Genomic DNA, 16,688 nt, shown 5'->3' on the forward strand with positions numbered 1-16,688 from the left:
CTCTCGCAGACACTGGGATACTTGACGAATGACGACGGAAACGGTGGAGCAGCGCCTCGGACCTTATGTCGAGCATCTCGGTCTGCAGTTCGGGCAGGTCGGCCCCGACCGGGTGGTGGCCACCTGGGCGGCCCGCGGCGACCTGCTGCAGCCGCACGGCATCCTGCACGGCGGGGTGCACTGCGCGGTCGTCGAGTCCGTCGCGAGCGTGGCCGCCGACCGGTGGCTCGGCGACCGGGGCACCGTGGTCGGGGTCAGCAACACCACCGACTTCTACGCCCCGGTGACCGCCGCGAACGGCCGGCTCACCTCGACGGCGGTGCCGATCCACCGGGGCGCCACCCAGCAGGTCTGGGCGGTGGAGACCCAGGACGCCGCGGGGAACCTGGTCGCCCGGGGGCAGGTCCGGCTGCAGAACCTGCGCTGACCCCGCGGGGCCGCCCGGGTGATCACGTTCGGGGGACCGGGCGCCGACCCGATGTGGTGTCCGCCGCCGCCGGCATACGGTGGCTGCGTCATCCTCATCGACGACGGGAGCCGCGGATGATCTGGCGCGCCGAGGTGGTCGACCAGCTCGACCTCTACTGGGACCACCATCTGGCGCCCCGGCTGGCCGGCCTCACCGACGACGAGTACTTCTGGGAGCCGGTGAAGGACTGCTGGTCGCTGCGGACCGCCGCGGACGGCCGGGCGAGCCTCGACGGGGCGGAGGGGGACCGGGACCCCGACCCGCCGCCGGTGACCACCATCGCGTGGCGCATGACGCACGTGTCGTTCCACGTGCTCGGCATCCGCACCAGCGCCCACTTCGGCGACGGCTCGCTCACCATGGACACCGCGCGGCTGCCGGTGACCGCGGACGATGCCGTGGCGACCCTGGAGCGGTACTACCGCGGCTGGCGCGACGCGGTCGCCGCCCTCGACGGCGCCGCCCTCGCCCGGGCGATGGGCGACGTCGAAGGGCCGTGGAGCAAGCGGCCGATGGCGACGCTGCTGCTGCACGTCAACCGCGAGGTGATGCACCACGGCGCGGAGATCTGCCTGCTGCGCGACCTCTACCGGGCCAAGTTCGGCTGAGCCCCGGGGCCGGCCCGCGGCCCGGTCCGCCGGTCAGGCGACGCGGACCGTCAGCCCGCTGATCCCGTTGGCCTTGCCGACGTGCGTGGCCTCCTTCTGCAGGTCCTTCTCGGGCAGGGCGACGCCGTCGAACGGGGTCACGACGAGCTCCTTGCCGTCGATCTCCCACACCGCCTCGACCCGGCCGTCGACGACCACGATCGGGGAGATCCAGCCGGCCGCGCGGCTCACCGCGGTGCGGTGCTTGGCGTCCAGCAGCGCGTCGTCCTTCGTGCCGGGGCCGAGAATGTACTGGTCGAAGTGGCCGAGCAGCTTGACGCCCTTGCACGGTTTGGCGTCGGCGAGCGCGTCCGCGTGCTCGGTCAGGATGAACGCCTTGCGACCCTCGACGTCGACCTCGGTCAGCCGGTCCTCCAGGGCCGCGAACCACTTGCGCAGCTTCGGTTTGCTGGTGCTGTTGAGCGTCAGCCAGCGGTCGAAGGTGTCCGCGGTCGCCGGGCCGTACGCGCCGAGGTACGCCTCGATCGCCACCGGCGCGGCGTCGTCGGGCTCGGGGACGCCCTTCCAGTCGGCGCCGAACTTCTTCGCCGGCGACGTGAAGGTGATCTTGTTGCCTTTGTTCGGCCCGTGGCACAGGGCGCCGCGCCACGCCAGGGGCTTGAGCACCGAGCCCCAGCCGGAGCGCAGCCGCTCCTCCATGCCCTTGAACCGCTTGTCGGCGATGAGGCGGGTGACCAGCTCGTCGCGGGTCAGCTCGGCGCCGCCGTCGAGGATGCCGGACACCTCCTCGGTCAGCTCGTCGACCTGCTTGGGGCTGACGCCGGACGCCTTCGTCCACGAGGGTTTGAGCCAGCTGCCCGCGTCCGCCATCAACGACAGGAAGGCGCCGGCGTCATCGGGGCGCAGCAGGTGCAGGGTGCCGCGCATCGCCCACGTCTTCATCAGCGTGAGGTCGGCGACGTCGCGGTCGACGGCGTCGGTGTCGGGTGTCGTCTGCCGCAGCGCGACGGCCAGCTCGGCGGCGCTCCACACCTGCGCCTGCACACCACACAGTCTGCCGACGATCTCGCTCGCGGTCCGCTTCGTCCGCGGGTGCACGTACTGGCGCTGCATCCGCCACGTGGCGACCTGTTTCCAGGTGACTTTCACGTCGTCCCCTTCTGCAGTCAACAGATACTCACCGTACAACGAGTCTGTATACCCGGCAGCAGACGCGACGAAGCTCCCACCGTCCGTGGTGGGAGCTCCGTCGGCGGGTGCGCTCAGCCGGTGTCCGCGGTCCTGGCCTCGAGCGTGTCGCGTTTCGCGGCCGGCCGGCTCCACCGCCGCATGATGGGCCGCTCCACGAACGTGTACAGCAGCCAGGCGAGCACCAGGCTGGTGACGATCGTCAGGCCCGCGTAGGTGAGCACCGTCCCCCACGTGGTCGGTGCGTCCGCCGGGTTCGCGCCCCAGGTCGGGGAGTGCCGGCCGATCCAGCCGTAGACCACGACGAGCCAGTGCACCAGGTACAGCGCGAAGGAGATCTCACCGAGGAACACCATGACGCGACTGCCCAGCGAGCTGCCGCCCCGGTTGATGTCGGCGTTGGCCGCGGCGCCCACCAGGAACACCAGCGGCAGCGCGGAGACCGCGACGAAGCCGAGCACCGGCGGCGTCGCGCCACCGGCGGCGATGGCGCCGACCGCCGCGACGGCGAGCGCCACGGGCAGCGGCCACCGCTTCACCCAGCGGCCGTGGATGACGATCAGCGCGGTGAACATGCCGAGCACGAACTCGAGCATCCGCACCGGCGGGAAGAACGTCATGAACCACATGTGCAGCCACGGCAGGCCGGTGCCGCGGTGCAGCCCGCCGCTGGGCAGCAGCAGCGCGACGAAGGGCACGGCGCAGATGGCGGCGAACGTGATCCAGAAGCCGCGCCACAGCCGCTCCGGGCGGACCTTGCGCAGCAGGTTGAGCACGAAGGGGAACGCCAGGTAGAACAGCAGCTCGCAGGACAGCGACCAGGTCGGCGTGTTCGACCACAGGTTGAACAGCAGGTTCTGGTCGGGGATCCAGGCGTGCACCAGGAACAGCGTGGCGAGCGTGTCACGGGTCGACAGCGCGTGCGCCGCGCTCACCGCGAGCAGCACCGCCGCGAGCAGCGTCACCAGGTGGTTCGGGTAGATCTTGAAGAACCGGCGGCGCCAGAACTGCGGCACGGTGTCGGTGTCCCGGGCGACCCAGGTCAGCACGAAACCGCTGAGGATGAAGAAGAACGACACCCCGACGGAGCCGAACCCGTAGAACACGTGCAGCACGAACACCTGGTCGCGGGCGACGTTGGGCAGCAGGTTGATCCCGACGTGACAGAGCACGACGAGGAAGGCCGCGAGGAAGCGCAGGCCGGTGAGGGAGTGCAGCTTGTCGCTGCGCCGCCGGTCGGTCCCGGCCGCGGGGCCGGCGACCGTCGCGACCTGATGGTCCGCGGCGGTGATCTCCGCGCTGGAGACTTGCGTTCTCGGCGTCATGCTCAGGCACCTCCGGTGGAGTCGGCGGCCGGGGTCAGCTCCCCGGCCAGTTCGCGGACCACGGTCGCCTGATAGAAGTTGCGTACCGGCAAACGCCGTCCTTGTTCTGCCTCGATCAGGTCGATGACCTCCATGGCGGTCAGCGAGGTGCCGCCGAGGGCGAAGAAGTCGTCATCGGCGGACACGTCCCGGTCGAGCTTGAGCACCCGTTGGTACACACTGCTCACGTAGCGGATCCGGTCCTCGGCGTGGATCAGGGCCGTCGTGGCCATCGTCATCACCTCGTCCTCGTGGCGGCGGCCCCGTGGCGCGCCGATCGCTCGTGCTGGTCGTGGGTCCGGGCGAGCAGGTCCCGCGCGGCGTCGACCACCGCGGCGGTGCTCACCCCATGTGCTGCCAGCGCGTCGCGCTGACCGGCGACGCGGGCGCCGGGGCTGCCCCGCACCGCGAGCCGTCGCATCGGCACCGCCAGGTCGGCGGCGACCACCTCGGCGACGGCGTCGCCCATGCCGCCCTGCGGGCGGTGGTCCTCCACCGTCACCACCCCGGCCCGGCCGCGGCAGCCGGCGAGCAGCCCGTCGCGGTCCAGCGGGTGCAGCGTGTGCAGCTCGAGGACCTGGGCGGCGATGCCGTCCCCGGCGAGCTCCTCGGCCGCCTCGAGCGCGAACAGCAGCGGCAGCGCACCGGTCGCCACGACGGTGACGTCGGTGCCCTCGCGCAGCGCCCTGGCCCGGCCCAGCTCGAACCCCGGCGCGTCGTCGCCGCCGGGCGGCGCCGGCGTGGCCGAGCGGCCCAGCCGCAGGTATGCGGGGCCGGGCAGCTCGTGCAGCTGCCGGGTGGCGGCGGCGATGTGGCGCCCGTCGCCGGGCACGACGACGGTCAGGTCCGCCAGGGCGCGGGCGACCGCCAGGTCCTCCAGGGCGAAGTGCGTGGTGCCGAAGTGCGCGGCCGACAGCCCGCCGTGGGTGGCGATCACCCGCACCGGCAGCCGGTTGCCGACCACGTCGAGCTTCAGGAACTCCGCCGCGCGCATGGTCGCGAACGTCGCCATCGTGTGCACGTACGGGATGAAGCCGCGGCTGGCGAGCCCGGCCGCGACCGTCATCAGGTTGGCCTCGGCGATGCCGATGTTCACGTACTGGGCGGGGAACCGCTTGGCGAAGGTGTCCTCCAGCCCGCCGGTGTCGGAGTCCAGGCAGATCACCCGCGGGTCGGCGGCGGCCAGCTCCAGCAGCGCCTCGCGGTACGCGGCCCGCGGGTCGGGGCCGAGCGCGAGCTCCTCGGCGACGGGGGCGCTCATGCTGTCACCTCCGCTGCGCTCCGGCGCCAGCCTGAGCTCCACCCTGAGCCCATGATTCGCAGCCCTCCGCTGCGCTCCGGACCGCTCATGACGCACCTCCCGGCCGGGCCAGCGCCGCGAGGGCCCGCTGCACCAGCGCCGGCTTGAGCTTGGCGTAGTGCCCGGCCACCCGCTGCTCCAGGAACGGCACGCCGCGCCCCTTCACGGTGCGGGCGATGACCGCGACCGGCCCGTCGGCGGACGGCCGCAGCGCCTCGCGCAGCGCGGGCAGGTCGTGCCCGTCGACGGTGCGCGCCTGCCAGCCGAACGCCTCGAACTTGGCGTCGAGCGGCTCCAGCGCGACGCACTCCTCGGTGCCGCCGGTGATCTGCAGGCCGTTGCGGTCCACGGCCGCGACGAGGCCGGGCAGCCGGCGGTGGCCGGCCAGCAGCGCGGCCTCCCAGACGCTGCCTTCCTGCAGCTCGCCGTCGCCGAGGACGGTGTACACACGCCGGTCGCCGCCGCGGAGCTGCTCCGCGAGGGCCAGCCCGACCGACAGCCCGATCCCGTGACCGAGCGAGCCGGTGGCGAACTCGACACCGGGCAGGTCGTGCCGCGGGTGGCCGAACAGCCGGCTGCCGGGCCGGGCGTACCCGTCCAGCTCGTCGGCCGGGAAGCGGCCCAGCTGGGCCAGCGCGCTGTACAGCGCCGGCGCGGCGTGGCCCTTGCTGAGCACGAAGGCGTCGCCGGGGCGCAGCAGCTCGGCGTGCAGCACGGCCATCAGGTCGGCGCAGGACAGGCTGCCGCCCGCGTGCGCGCCCTCGGGCCCGCCGGCCATCCTGATGATGTCCTGACGGATGCGCTGCGCCATGGCCGCCGCGTCGGGCCTCGGGTCGGTCCGCCGGCCGGCGGGTACGGTCGTGGCCGCGGGGGAGTGCGGCGGGCCTGTCGTGGTCGGCACGGCCATGTCTGGCTCCCTTCGTGGTGATGGTCGGGTCGGGTCGGGTCAGCCTCGGCGCAGCACCTCCCGCCAGCCCGGGGCCGGCCGGGAGCGGGCCATCCGGCGGATCAGGTCGAAGTGCTGCCAGACCTTCTCGAAGGCGTCGGCGTAGCGCTGCAGCAGCGGCCCGGCGTCCGGGTCGAGGTGCCGGCGTTGCAGGCACAGCGAGCCGTCCACGGCGTCGGCGGTGGCGGGGAAGCGCTCGGCCACCCAGTCCAGCGCGGCGTCCTCGGACATCCCGGCGGGCCGGAACGCGGGGTGCGCGGGCAGCGGCGCGACCTGCCACTGGGAGACCGGCACACCCTCGGCGCGCAGCGCCCGGTGCAGGGCGGCGCGCAGCCCGGCGCGGTGCTGCGGGTCCAGGCCGAGCTCTTCGGGCTCCGGCATCAGGCGCAGGATGTGCCAGGTGTGGGTGCGTCCGGCGGGCGCCCGCGGCACGTGCAGCCCGGGCAGGTGCTCCAGCCGGTCGAGGAAGGCGCGGATGCCGGTCTCGCGCCGGCGGGCGTCGCTGTGGAAGCGGGCCAGCTGCGAGCGGGTGAACGCGGCCGCCACCGGCGCGATGCGCGCGTTGAGCGCCGTGCGGTGGGAGATGTACGTGCGGGCCCCGGTCGGGGTCAGCTCGCCGAAGTTGCGCAGCCGCACCAGTTGCTCGTGCAGCTCGTCGTCGTCCGTGGTGACCAGCCCGCCCTCGCCGCACGTCGGCAGGTTCTTGTGCGGGTGCAGGCTGAAGCAGCCGACCGTGCCGAGCGCGCCGGCCCGCCGCCCGTCGTGCAGCGCGCCGTGCGCCTGGGCGGCGTCCTCGACCACGGGCACGTCCAGCCGGCCCGCCAGCCGGTTCAGCGCGGCCATGTCCGCGGGCAGGCCGTGCAGGTGCACCGGCAGCAGCGCCGCGGTGCGCGGCCCGGCGGCCTCGGCCGCGGAGTGGGGGTCCATCGTGTACGTGTACGTGTCGGGCTCGATGTCGGCGAAGACCGCGGTGCCGCCGGCGGCGTGCACGGCGTGCGCGGTGGCGTTCATGGTCAGCGCCGGCACGACCACCTCGTCGCCGGGGCCGACGCCGCAGGCGCGCAGCGCGATGTGCAGGGCGGCGGTGCCGGACGCGACGGCCACGCAGTGGCGCACCTCGGTGGTCTGCGCCCACGAGGCCTCCAGCCGGCCGACCTCCAGCTCGCCCGGCGAGGCGGCGTTGAGCTGGCCGCTGCGCAGCACGCGCAGCACCGCCTGCTCGTCGGCCTCGGTGACGATCGGCCAGACGCCGTCGGCGCAGTCCTTGGGCACGGCCCTGGGGCCGCCGAGCAGCGCCAGCTCCGCACCGGCCCGTTTGGACGGGGTGCCGGACCGGGCATCTGACCGGGTGACCGGTCCGGCACCCGGCTCGGTACCTGACACCGGACGGCTCGCGGTGCGGGTCGTCTCAGACATGGGTGGACACCTCCGGACGGACGGAACACGGTGCGCGGCCGGCGGACCTCCGGTCATCGCAGACACTTGATAGACAAAATGTAGACTCTTCGCCGCGCCGATGCAGTGTCAGCCAGTCGGCAGGACGGTCACGACGGCCAGCATCGTCCCGGTCCACGGCTTCCGCAACTCGATCTTCGCGGACCCGCCGCGCGCGACGACGCGGGCTGAAAGGCTTGTGGAGCAGCATTTTTCTTTCCTGTGGCCGGATCGCGCGATCCTCGCTGCTGGCGGCGGCCAGTGATCGGCGCCGATCGGTCCTTGCTTCGCGACAAGAATGTCTCTCGGGGTGTGCAGCCGTGAAGCATGTGTTAGCTTCTGCAGTGTTAGCAAACAGTAATCACACAAATCTGCGGGAGGCAACTATGTCTGTTGCGCTGAGTGTGCAGTGCCCCGAGTGCGCGGGCGCGGTCCCCGTCTCCGACGAGCTGATGGTTGCCGAGATCGTGATCTGCCAGCACTGCTCCAGCGAGCTCGAGGTGGTCGCGACCGGACCGGTGGTCCTCGCCCTCGCGCCCGAGGTCGAGGAGGACTGGGGCGAGTAGGCCCACGGTCGAGGCGCGACCCCCGCACCCCGCGGTCGGGGCGGAAACACTGCACATCCTTCAGCGAAATCGACACGACGACCACGAGCCGGAAGGAGCTGCCCGGTGAAGGTGAGTGTTCTCGGCGCGGCCGGCTACACCGGCGGGGAGCTGCTCCGCCTGGTGCACACCCACCCTGAGCTCGACCTCGTGCAGGCCGTCTCGCGCCGGTACGCCGGCCGGCCGGTCGCGGAGGTGCACCCGAACCTGCACCATCTGGGGCTGACCTTCCAGCCGCCGCAGGAGCTGAGCCCGGTGGACACCGCCTTCCTGGCGCTGCCCTCCGGCGCCTCCGCCGAGGTGGAGGCCGGCGTCGGAGAGGTCGCCGGGACCATCGTCGACCTCAGTCCGGACTTCCGGGCCGGCGCGAGCTCCGCGTCGGGCGAGACGTACCGGACCGGGCTGCCCGAGCTGTACGGCGACGACCTGCCCGGCGCCGCCCGGATCAGCGTCCCCGGCTGCATGGCGACCGCCGCCGTGCTGGCCCTGGCCCCGCTGCGGCGGGCCGGCCTGGTGGCCGGCGACGCCGTGGTGGACGCCCGGACCGGCTCGTCGGGCTCCGGCGCCGAGCCGGGACCGGCCTCGCACCACGCCGAGCGCGGGCAGGCCTTCCGGGTCTACCGGCCCACCGGGCACCGGCACGAGACCGAGATCGCCGCCCACACCGGGGTACGGGCCCGGATGACCGTGACGGCGGTCCCGGCGGTCCGCGGCGTGCAGGTGATCTGCCACGTCACGCCGCCGGAGCCGGTCACCCGCCGGGACGTGCTGCGGGTGCTGCAGCACGCGTACCGGGACCGCCCGTTCGTCCGGGTGGTCGCCCGCAGCCGCGGCGTGCACCGGCTGCCGGACCCGCAGTTCCTGTCCGGCACCAACTTCACCGACGTCGGCTGCGCGGTCGACGAGGACGGCCGGCGCATCGTCGTGGTGGCCGCGCTGGACAACCTCGTGAAGGGGGCGGCCGGCGGCGGGGTGCAGAGCCTCAACGTCGCCCGCGGCCTGCCGGAACAGACAGGTCTGGAGTTCCCGGGCCTGCACCCGGCCTGACCGGGCCCGCAGCACGGCCCGCACCACGGCCCGCAGCACGGCCCTGAGCACGGCATCGACCGCGGCATCGGACGCGGCCGGCCGCGGTGCGGCCGTGGACGGCGGAACCCGACGGCACAGCGACACGCGACGAAGACGGGAGGTGAGCGGGGACATGGCACAGGACGACAGCCGGGACCTTCTGGACGGCGCGCGGACCGGCCGCTCCACCCCCGGCGGGGTGATCGTGGTCAAGATCGGCGGCGGAGCCGATCCGGAGGCGGTGCTGGACGAGGTGGCCGAGCGGGCCGCCGCCGGCCGGCCGACCGTGCTGGTGCACGGTGGCGGCGCCGCCGCCGACGAGCTGGCCGACCAGCTCGGCGTGCGGCGGGAGGTGATCCGGTCGCCGGACGGCACCCACAGCCGGCGCACCGACCAGCCGATGCTCGAAGTGATCACGATGGCGCTGCTCGGGCAGGTGAAGCCGGAGCTGGTCAGCGGCCTGCGGGCGCGCGGCGCCCGCGCGGTGGGCCTCAGCGGCGCCGACGGCGAGATGCTGACGGCGAAGCGCAAGCCGGCGATCCGGTCGGTGCAGGACGGGCGCACCGTGCTGATCCGCGACGACCGGTCCGGGCAGATCGAGCGGGTCGACCCGACCCCGGTCCAGGCGGTGCTGGCGCGTGGCGACGTCCCCGTGGTGTCGCCGCCGGCCAGCGACGCCGAGGGCCACCTGCTCAACGTCGACGCCGACGAGACCGCGGCGCGGCTCGCCGTGGCCCTGGAGGCCGACGCGCTGGTGCTGCTCACTGACGTGGTCGGGGTCCTCACCGACCCCACCGACCCGTCGACCCGGCTCCCGGAGGTCGGCCCCGAGCACCTGGACGGCGACCTCGTCCGCGGCCGGATGCGGCACAAGGTCCGCGCCGGCCTGCGGGCCAGCCGGACGGTGGCGCACGTGGCCATCGCCGCGGCGAAGCAGGACCGGCCGATCCGCCGGGCCCTCGGCGGCGCCGGCACCTTCGTCCGGGACGGGGGCCAGGCATGACGGACAGGACCATGGGCTGGACGGGCCGCCGGGCGCGCCCGGGCGGGCTGCGGGAGGACTACCCGGCGTGGCTGCTGCGCGCCGCGCTGAGCATCCCGTCGGTCTCCGGTCAGGAGCTGCCCCTCGCCGGGTTCCTGGCCGAGCAGCTGGACACGCTGGGCTTCGACGCGCACGTCGACGAGGTCGGCAACGTGCACGGCGTCATCGGCCCCGACGGCGGGCCGACCGTGATGCTGCTCGGCCACATCGACACGGTCCCCGGGCAGGTCCCGGTCTGCCAGGTCGGTGACCTGCTCTACGGCCGCGGCTCGGTGGACGCCAAGGGCGCCTTCGTCACGATGATCTGCGCCGCCGCGCGCAGCCGCGAGGTGCGGGTGCATGTCGTCGGCGCGGTCGGCGAGGAGGTGGCCGGCTCGCGCGGCGCCCGGCACGTGATGGCGACCGTGCCGCGTCCGGACGCCGTCGTCATCGGCGAGCCGAGCGGCTGGGACGGGGTCTGCCTGGGCTACAAGGGCCGCATCGGCCTGGGGTACGAGATGCACCAGCCGCCGCTGCACACCAGCAGCCCGGAGCCCACGGCCGTGGAGCGCGCCGCCGCCTTCGCCCGGGACGTGCAGGACTACCTGCGCGGCCTGTCGCCGGAGCAGGACCCGGTCGCGTTCGGCGTCGCCGCCGGCACGCTCATCCGGCTGTGCGGCGACCTCGCCTCCGCCGAGGCGTTCCTGACCTGCCGGGTCCCGCCGGGCTTCGACTTCGCGGCGCTGGAGCGCTTCGCCCGCAGCCGCACGCACAGCCGGATCTGGGTCGACGAGCGGGTGCCCGGGGTGACCCGCACCCGGGCCGACCCGGTGGTGAGCCAGCTGCGCGCGGCGATCGCCGCCCAGGGCGCCCGCCCGACGTTCAAACGCAAGGCCGGCACCTCCGACATGAACACCCTCGACCCGTGGGGCCTGCCGATGGCCGCCTACGGCCCCGGCGACGCCCACCTGGACCACACCACCGACGAACACATCCCGATCAGCGAGCTGTACCGCGCGATCGACGTCCTCGCCGTCGCCCTGCCCCGGCTCGGCCGGCAGCTGGCCGCGACGCCGTCCCGCCAACCCGAACCGGTGCTCGCCGGAGCCCTGCCGTCCAACCGTCCGAATCCCCTGGAGGCATGATGCTGCTCGACGGGAACGTCGCCATGATCACTGGCGCGGCCCGTGCGCTGGGCCGCTCCCACGCGCTGACCTTCGCCCGCGAGGGCGCCGACCTCATCCTCGTCGACCACTGCGACCCCGAGGCCGGGCCGTACCCGATGTCGGGCCGGCGCGACCTGGAGCAGACCGCCGACGCCTGCCGGCGCTTCGGCAGCCGGGTGCTCACCGGCGTCGCCGACGTGCGCGACCAGGCCGGCGTGGACAAGGTCGTCGACCAGGGCCTCGACGAGTTCGGCCAGATCGACGTGCTGCTCAACAACGCCGGCGTGCTCGGCCCCGGCGGGCGGCGGGCGCACGAGCTGACCGAGGAGCAGTGGCAGCTCGCGCTGGACGTCAACCTCAGCGGCACCTGGCGGTGCTGCCGGGCGGTGCTGCCGCACATGGTGGCGCAGGGCGGCGGGCGGATCGTGAACACCGCGTCCACCGGCGGCCGGGTCGCCTTCGAGCTGTACTCCAACTACGTCGCGTCCAAGCACGGCGTGGTCGGGCTGACCAAGTCGATCGCGCTGGAGTACGGCCGGCACGGCGTCCGCGCGAACGCGGTCTGCCCGAGCACCGTGGCCGACGACGCCGAGCTGGGCACCCGCAGCACCCGCGCGGTCGCGGAGTCCCTCGGCTCCGGGCTGGAGGACTACGAGGACACGTCCGCCGCGCTGCACGCGATCGGCCGGCTGGTCACCGCCGCCGAGGTGTCGGCCGCCTGCCTGTGGCTGGCCAGCCCCAACTCCGGCGGCGTCACCGGCACCGAGCTGGTGGTCGACGGCGGCTTCACGGCCCGCTGAGCCAGCCACCGCAGCACCCCCTTCCGACGGTCAACCCACGACGGACAAGGAGCCCCCTGTCATGGACCAGCCGACCGAGCTGCAGACCCGGCCCGACACGCCGGTGGGCGGCGCCGCCGCCCCGCAGGACCTCGCCGCGCTGCGGTCGCGGCTGGCCGCGCTGAGCCCGCAGCAGCGCCGGCTGGTCGAGCGGATGCTGGCCCGCAAGGGCACCGACCTCGGGATCACCCGCCGTGCCGGCGACGCGCCGGAGGCGCCCTGCTCCTTCGAGCAGGAGCGGCTGTGGTTCATGTACGAGCTGCTGACCCGGCGCGAGATCTTCCACGTCCCGGTCGCGCTGCGGGTCGGCGGCGACCTGGACGCCGACGCGCTGGAGCGGGCGCTGCAGCGGCTCACGGACCGGCACGAGTCGCTGCGCACGGTCTTCCGCCAGCGCGACGGCAAGCCGTTCCAGCTCGTGCTGGACCGCCTGACGACCCCGCTGCGGCGGGTCGACTGCCGCGCCGAGGCCGACCCGGCCGGCGCCGCGCGGCGGCTCGCCTCGAACCTGGTCGTCGAGGACTTCGACCTCGCCGAGGGCCCGCTGGTGCGGTGCACCCTGTACCGCACCGGGGAGCGGGAGCACCTGCTGGCGCTGGTCCAGCACCACATCGTGTCCGACAACTGGTCGCTGGGGATCCTGCTGGACGACCTCGGCCGGCTGTACGCCCGCGAGTGCGGCGTCCCGGTCGAGCTGGCGCCGCTGGAGGTGCACTACCCGGACTTCGCCGAATGGCAGCGGGCCACCGTGGACGGTGTGTCGATGCGGCGCACCCTGGAGCACTGGCGGGAGCGGCTGGACGGCGCGCCGGACGCGCTGGACCTGCCCACCGACCGGCCCCGGCCGGCGATCCGCGGCAGCCAGGGCCAGTTCCACCACGTGCGCTTCGGCGCCGACCTGGTCGCCGGGCTGCGCGAGCTGGCCGGCAAGCACGACACCACGCTGCTCGGCGCGTTCCTCGCCGGCTACGTCGCCCTGCTCTCCCGGCTGGTGCGCACCGATTCGCTCGTCGTGGGCGTACCGGTGGCCGGCCGCCCGCAGGCGGAGACGCAGCGGATGATCGGCTACTTCCTCAACTGGCTGCCGATCCACGTGCGGGTCGGTGACCGGCCCGACCTGCACACCCTGGTGCGCCGCACCGGCGCCGCCCTCGCCGACGCGCTGGCCCACCAGCACATCCCCTTCGACATGCTGGTCCGGGAGCTGGCCCCGTCGCGCCGCCCGGGCGTGACACCGATCTTCCAGACGTCGTTCTCGCTGCGCGACGGCGCGCCCACCCCGCCCCGCATGCCGGGCCTCGAGGTCGACTTCGCCGAGCTCGACGGCGGCGCCACCCACTACGACCTGATGGCCGAGCTGTGGTGCGAGGGCGACGAGGTCGTCGGCTACCTGCCGTTCGACGACGAGCTGCTGGACGCGGCGACCGTCGCGCGCTGGGCGGGCTGGCTGGAGACGCTGCTGCGGGCCGGCCTGGCCACCCCGGACGTCCCGGTCGCCGACCTGCCGATGACCGGCGACGACGAGCGGGCCGTCGTCCCCGCCCGCGGCCTGTCCGCCGCGGCCCTCACCGGCGCGGGCACGCTGCACGCCGCGTTCGCGGCCCGGGCCGCCGAGCACCCGGACGCGGTCGCCGTGTCCGGCGAGGGCGGGCAGCCCCCGCTCACCTACGCGGCGCTCGCCGAGCGGTCCGGCCGGATCGCCGCCGCCCTGCGCGAGCGCGGCGAGGGGCCGGGCAGCATCGTCGGCCTCGTCCTGGAACGCGGCGTGGACCTGCCCGCCGCCGTCCTGGGCGTGCTGCGGGCCGGCGCCGCCTACCTGCCGATCGACCCGGACAACCCGGCCGACCGCACCGCCGACCAGTTCGCCGAGTGCGGGGTGCGCACCGTCCTCGCCGGGCCGGAGACCGCGCACGCCCCCGCGCTGGGCGCCGACGGCGGCCCGCACGTCGTGGTGCTGGACTGGCAGGACCCGGCCTGGTCCGGTGCCGCGCCCGAGCCGGTCACCGCCGAGGTCTCCCCGGACGCGCCCGCGTACGTCATCTACACGTCCGGCTCCACCGGCCGGCCCAAGGGCGTGCTGGTCGCGCACCGCCACGTGCTGCGGCTGCTGGACGCCTGCGACGAGCACATGCGCTTCGGGCCCGACGACGTGTGGACGCTGTTCCACTCCTACGCCTTCGACTTCTCCGTCTGGGAGATCTGGGGCGCCCTGCTGCACGGCGGCCGGCTGATCGTCGTGCCGCAGTGGGCGACCCGCGCCCCGGACGTGTTCGCCGACCTGGTGCGGCGTGAGGGTGTCACGGTGCTCAGCCAGACCCCGTCCGCGTTCGGTCAGGTGAGCGCCGCGCTGCTGGAGCGCGGCGGGCCGACGGCGCTGCGCTACGTCGTGTTCGGCGGCGAGGCCCTCGACCTCGGCGCGCTGCGCCCGTGGGTGGCCGCGCACGGCGACCGGCAGCCGGAGCTCATCAACATGTACGGCATCACCGAGACCACCGTGCACGTCACGGTCCGGCCGGTGCGCGAGGCGGACCTGGCCGAGACGGCGTCGCTCATCGGCCCGCCGCTGCCGGACCTGTCGCTGTACCTGCTCGACGGGGCGCTGCACCCGGTCGGCACGGGCGTCCCCGGCGAGATCTTCGTCGGCGGCGACGGCGTCACCCACGGCTACGTGGCCAACCCGGCGCTGACCGCCGACCGCATGCTGCCCGACCCGTTCGGTGACCGCCCCGGCGCGCGCATGTACCGCAGCGGCGACCTCGCCGTGCGCCGCGCCGACGGCGAGCTGGTCTACCTCGGCCGCGGCGACGACCAGGTCAAGGTCCGGGGCCACCGCATCGAGCTCGGCGAGGTCCAGGCGGCGCTCGGCGCGCTCGACGACGTCGCGCGGGCCGCGGTGGTGCTGGAGCGCGACCGGGTCGGTGCCGCCACCCTCGCCGGGTACGTCGTGCCGGCCGCGGACGCCCGCCCCACCGGCGGCGCGCTGCGCCGGGCGCTGCTGCGCACCCTGCCCGAGTGGATGGTGCCCGCCTCGGTCACGGTCCTCGACGAGCTGCCGCTGACCCGCAACGGGAAACTGGACCGCAAGGCCCTTGCCGCCCGCGCCGCCGACCCCGCCGCCGACCGGGGCGCGCCGGCCGGGCCGCGCGGCGAGGCGCCCCGCGGCGACACCGCCGTCGCCCTCGCCGCCATCTGGACCGACCTGCTCGGCGTGCCCGCGGTCGGCGGCGATGACAACTTCTTCGAGCTCGGCGGCCACTCGCTGATGGTGATGCACCTGGTCGCCCGGATCCGCACGGCGCTCGGCGTCGACGTGCCGATGGAGACCCTCTTCCGCAACCCGCAGCTGCAGCCGCTCGCCGACGCCGTGGACGAGGTCGCGACCCCGGTCCCGGACGACGCCCGTCCGGCCGGCGACATCGACGCGGCACGGGCCGAGGTGCGGCGGCGCGCCGCCGGGATCCCGCGCCCCGGGCCGCGCGAAGCCGCCGACCGCGGCACCGTGCTGCTCACCGGCGCCACCGGCTTCGTCGGCCGGTTCGTCCTGGCGGACCTGCTGGCCGGCGGCGCCCGGGTGGTGTGCCTGGTCCGTGGCGGCGCCGGGCGCCGGGACCGGTTGATCGCCGGCATGACCGGGCTCGGGCTGTGGCGCGAGGAGCTCGCGGACCGCTTGGACCTCGTCGACGGCGACATCGCCGCACCCCGCCTCGGTCTGTCCACGGAGGACTTCGACCGGCTGGCGGAGACGGCTGGGCGCATCGTGCACGTGGCGGCGTGGGTCAACCACGTGTACCCGTACGAGCAGCTGGCCGACGCCAACACGCACAGCATGGCCGGCCTGCTGGAGCTGGCCGCGGCCGGCCGCCGGGCGGCGCTGACCGTGGTGTCCACCAGCTCGGTGCACGACCCGGATGGCGGCACCGTCGCACCCGGCCCGCTGCGGGCGCTGCCGTCCGCGGCGAACGGCTACGTGCGCTCCAAGGCGGTCGCCGAGCTGTACCTCGAGCACGCCGAGGAGCTGGACGTGCCCGCCGTCGTGGTGCGGATCCCGAGCGTCTTCGGCGACCAGCGGCGCTTCCAGATCAACGCGGCGGACGCGGTGTGGAGCTGGTCCCGGGCGATGATCGACACCGGCCGCTACCCGGAGAGTTTCGGGCTGGAGGGCAACGAGCTCTTCCAGGCGCTGCCGGCCGACGCCGCCGCCCGCGTGGTGACCCTCGCCGACGAGGGCCACACCCGGCCGGGCACCCGTTACCTCGACGCCGTCCCGGCGGCGACCGGCAGCACCCGGGACCTGGTGGACGCGATCCGCGCCGCCGGACACGAACTGCGCCCCTGCCCGGACCGCGAGTGGTACTCGCGGGTCGGCGACCTGGACCCGGGCCGGGTCTGGGTGGCCGGGATCGCCGGCCAGGTCGCGGCCCAACTGGCGGCGCACGACGCCGCCCCGGCACCCCGCACCCTGCGCCGCTTCGCCGTCCCCGACGACGCGGGCGAGCTGAGCGAGCTGCTGCGGACGCGGGCCCTGCACACCCCGGCGCACCTGGCCGGGTACATCCGGACGCTCGACGCGTCCTGACCTGCCGGCCACGCCCGGCGGTGCCACCGCCGGCCGGCCGGAGCCACACGTCCACGACGGGAACGGACCGGGAGGATGCCCAGGCCCCAAGCCCAAGCACGGCC

General features: G+C 74.6%; 14 protein-coding genes. 8 read left to right on the forward strand and 6 right to left on the reverse strand.

Annotated features, from left to right (window positions below; genetic code table 11):
* Positions 1-28: 28 nt before the first annotated feature.
* Both OP18_RS14005 and OP18_RS14010 read left to right on the forward strand, forming a co-directional pair.
* Complete coding sequence (locus tag OP18_RS14005; protein WP_033359305.1) at positions 29-427, forward strand: PaaI family thioesterase; 399 nt, start codon at positions 29-31, stop codon at positions 425-427.
* A 116-nt stretch (positions 428-543) separates the two neighbouring features.
* Positions 544-1,077 (forward strand): DinB family protein, encoded by a 534-nt coding sequence (locus OP18_RS14010; protein ID WP_033359306.1) that lies wholly within the window; start codon positions 544-546, stop codon positions 1,075-1,077.
* A gap of 33 nt (positions 1,078-1,110) precedes the next feature.
* Here OP18_RS14010 and OP18_RS14015 read toward each other — a convergent pair whose 3' ends face one another.
* From OP18_RS14015 to OP18_RS14040, 6 genes are all read right to left on the reverse strand, one after another.
* Positions 1,111-2,226, reverse strand: a complete 1,116-nt coding sequence (locus OP18_RS14015; protein WP_033359307.1) for a winged helix DNA-binding domain-containing protein — start codon at positions 2,224-2,226, stop codon at positions 1,111-1,113.
* 113 nt (positions 2,227-2,339) lie between these two features.
* Positions 2,340-3,590, reverse strand: a complete 1,251-nt coding sequence (locus OP18_RS14020; protein ID WP_052386693.1) for an acyltransferase family protein — start codon at positions 3,588-3,590, stop codon at positions 2,340-2,342.
* A gap of 2 nt (positions 3,591-3,592) precedes the next feature.
* Positions 3,593-3,862, reverse strand: coding sequence for a phosphopantetheine-binding protein (locus OP18_RS14025; RefSeq protein WP_162189791.1), 270 nt, complete (start codon positions 3,860-3,862; stop codon positions 3,593-3,595).
* Positions 3,863-3,867: 5 nt separating this feature from the next.
* Positions 3,868-4,890 carry a transketolase family protein gene (locus OP18_RS14030; protein ID WP_063745507.1) on the reverse strand — a complete coding sequence of 341 codons (1,023 nt, stop codon included), beginning with the start codon at positions 4,888-4,890 and terminating at the stop codon, positions 3,868-3,870.
* Positions 4,891-4,975: 85 nt separating this feature from the next.
* Positions 4,976-5,836 carry a transketolase gene (locus tag OP18_RS14035; protein WP_081970737.1) on the reverse strand — a complete coding sequence of 287 codons (861 nt, stop codon included), beginning with the start codon at positions 5,834-5,836 and terminating at the stop codon, positions 4,976-4,978.
* Between the two features lie 39 nt (positions 5,837-5,875).
* Positions 5,876-7,291, reverse strand: coding sequence for a DegT/DnrJ/EryC1/StrS family aminotransferase (locus tag OP18_RS14040; protein ID WP_081970738.1), 1,416 nt, complete (start codon positions 7,289-7,291; stop codon positions 5,876-5,878).
* Between the two features lie 404 nt (positions 7,292-7,695).
* On the opposite strand from OP18_RS14040, the gene OP18_RS14050 reads away from it, so the two are divergent.
* The 6 genes from OP18_RS14050 to OP18_RS14075 all read left to right on the forward strand — a co-directional run bounded on the left by OP18_RS14050 (position 7,696) and on the right by OP18_RS14075 (position 16,584).
* Positions 7,696-7,875: a hypothetical protein gene (locus OP18_RS14050; protein ID WP_033359310.1), complete on the forward strand. Its 180-nt coding sequence runs from the start codon at positions 7,696-7,698 to the stop codon at positions 7,873-7,875.
* A gap of 105 nt (positions 7,876-7,980) precedes the next feature.
* The gene (argC, locus tag OP18_RS14055) at positions 7,981-8,961 is read left to right on the forward strand and encodes an N-acetyl-gamma-glutamyl-phosphate reductase (protein WP_033359311.1); all 981 of its coding nucleotides are present in this window, start codon (positions 7,981-7,983) and stop codon (positions 8,959-8,961) included.
* 154 nt (positions 8,962-9,115) lie between these two features.
* A complete protein-coding gene (locus tag OP18_RS14060; RefSeq protein ID WP_081970739.1) occupies positions 9,116-9,985 on the forward strand; it encodes a [LysW]-aminoadipate kinase in 870 nt (289 codons plus the stop codon).
* Complete coding sequence (locus OP18_RS14065; protein WP_211273542.1) at positions 9,982-11,148, forward strand: M20/M25/M40 family metallo-hydrolase; 1,167 nt, start codon at positions 9,982-9,984, stop codon at positions 11,146-11,148. Before OP18_RS14060 ends, OP18_RS14065 begins: the two co-directional genes overlap by 4 nt.
* Complete coding sequence (locus OP18_RS14070; RefSeq protein WP_211273543.1) at positions 11,145-11,969, forward strand: SDR family oxidoreductase; 825 nt, start codon at positions 11,145-11,147, stop codon at positions 11,967-11,969. The genes OP18_RS14065 and OP18_RS14070 overlap by 4 nt, the downstream gene beginning before the upstream one ends.
* Positions 11,970-12,030: 61 nt before the next feature.
* Positions 12,031-16,584, forward strand: a complete 4,554-nt coding sequence (locus tag OP18_RS14075) for a non-ribosomal peptide synthetase (protein ID WP_081970740.1) — start codon at positions 12,031-12,033, stop codon at positions 16,582-16,584.
* Positions 16,585-16,688: the final 104 nt, after the last annotated feature.

The sequence above is a fragment of the Dactylosporangium aurantiacum genome (assembly GCF_000716715.1).
Taxonomy (GTDB): Bacteria; Actinomycetota; Actinomycetes; order Mycobacteriales; family Micromonosporaceae; genus Dactylosporangium; species Dactylosporangium aurantiacum.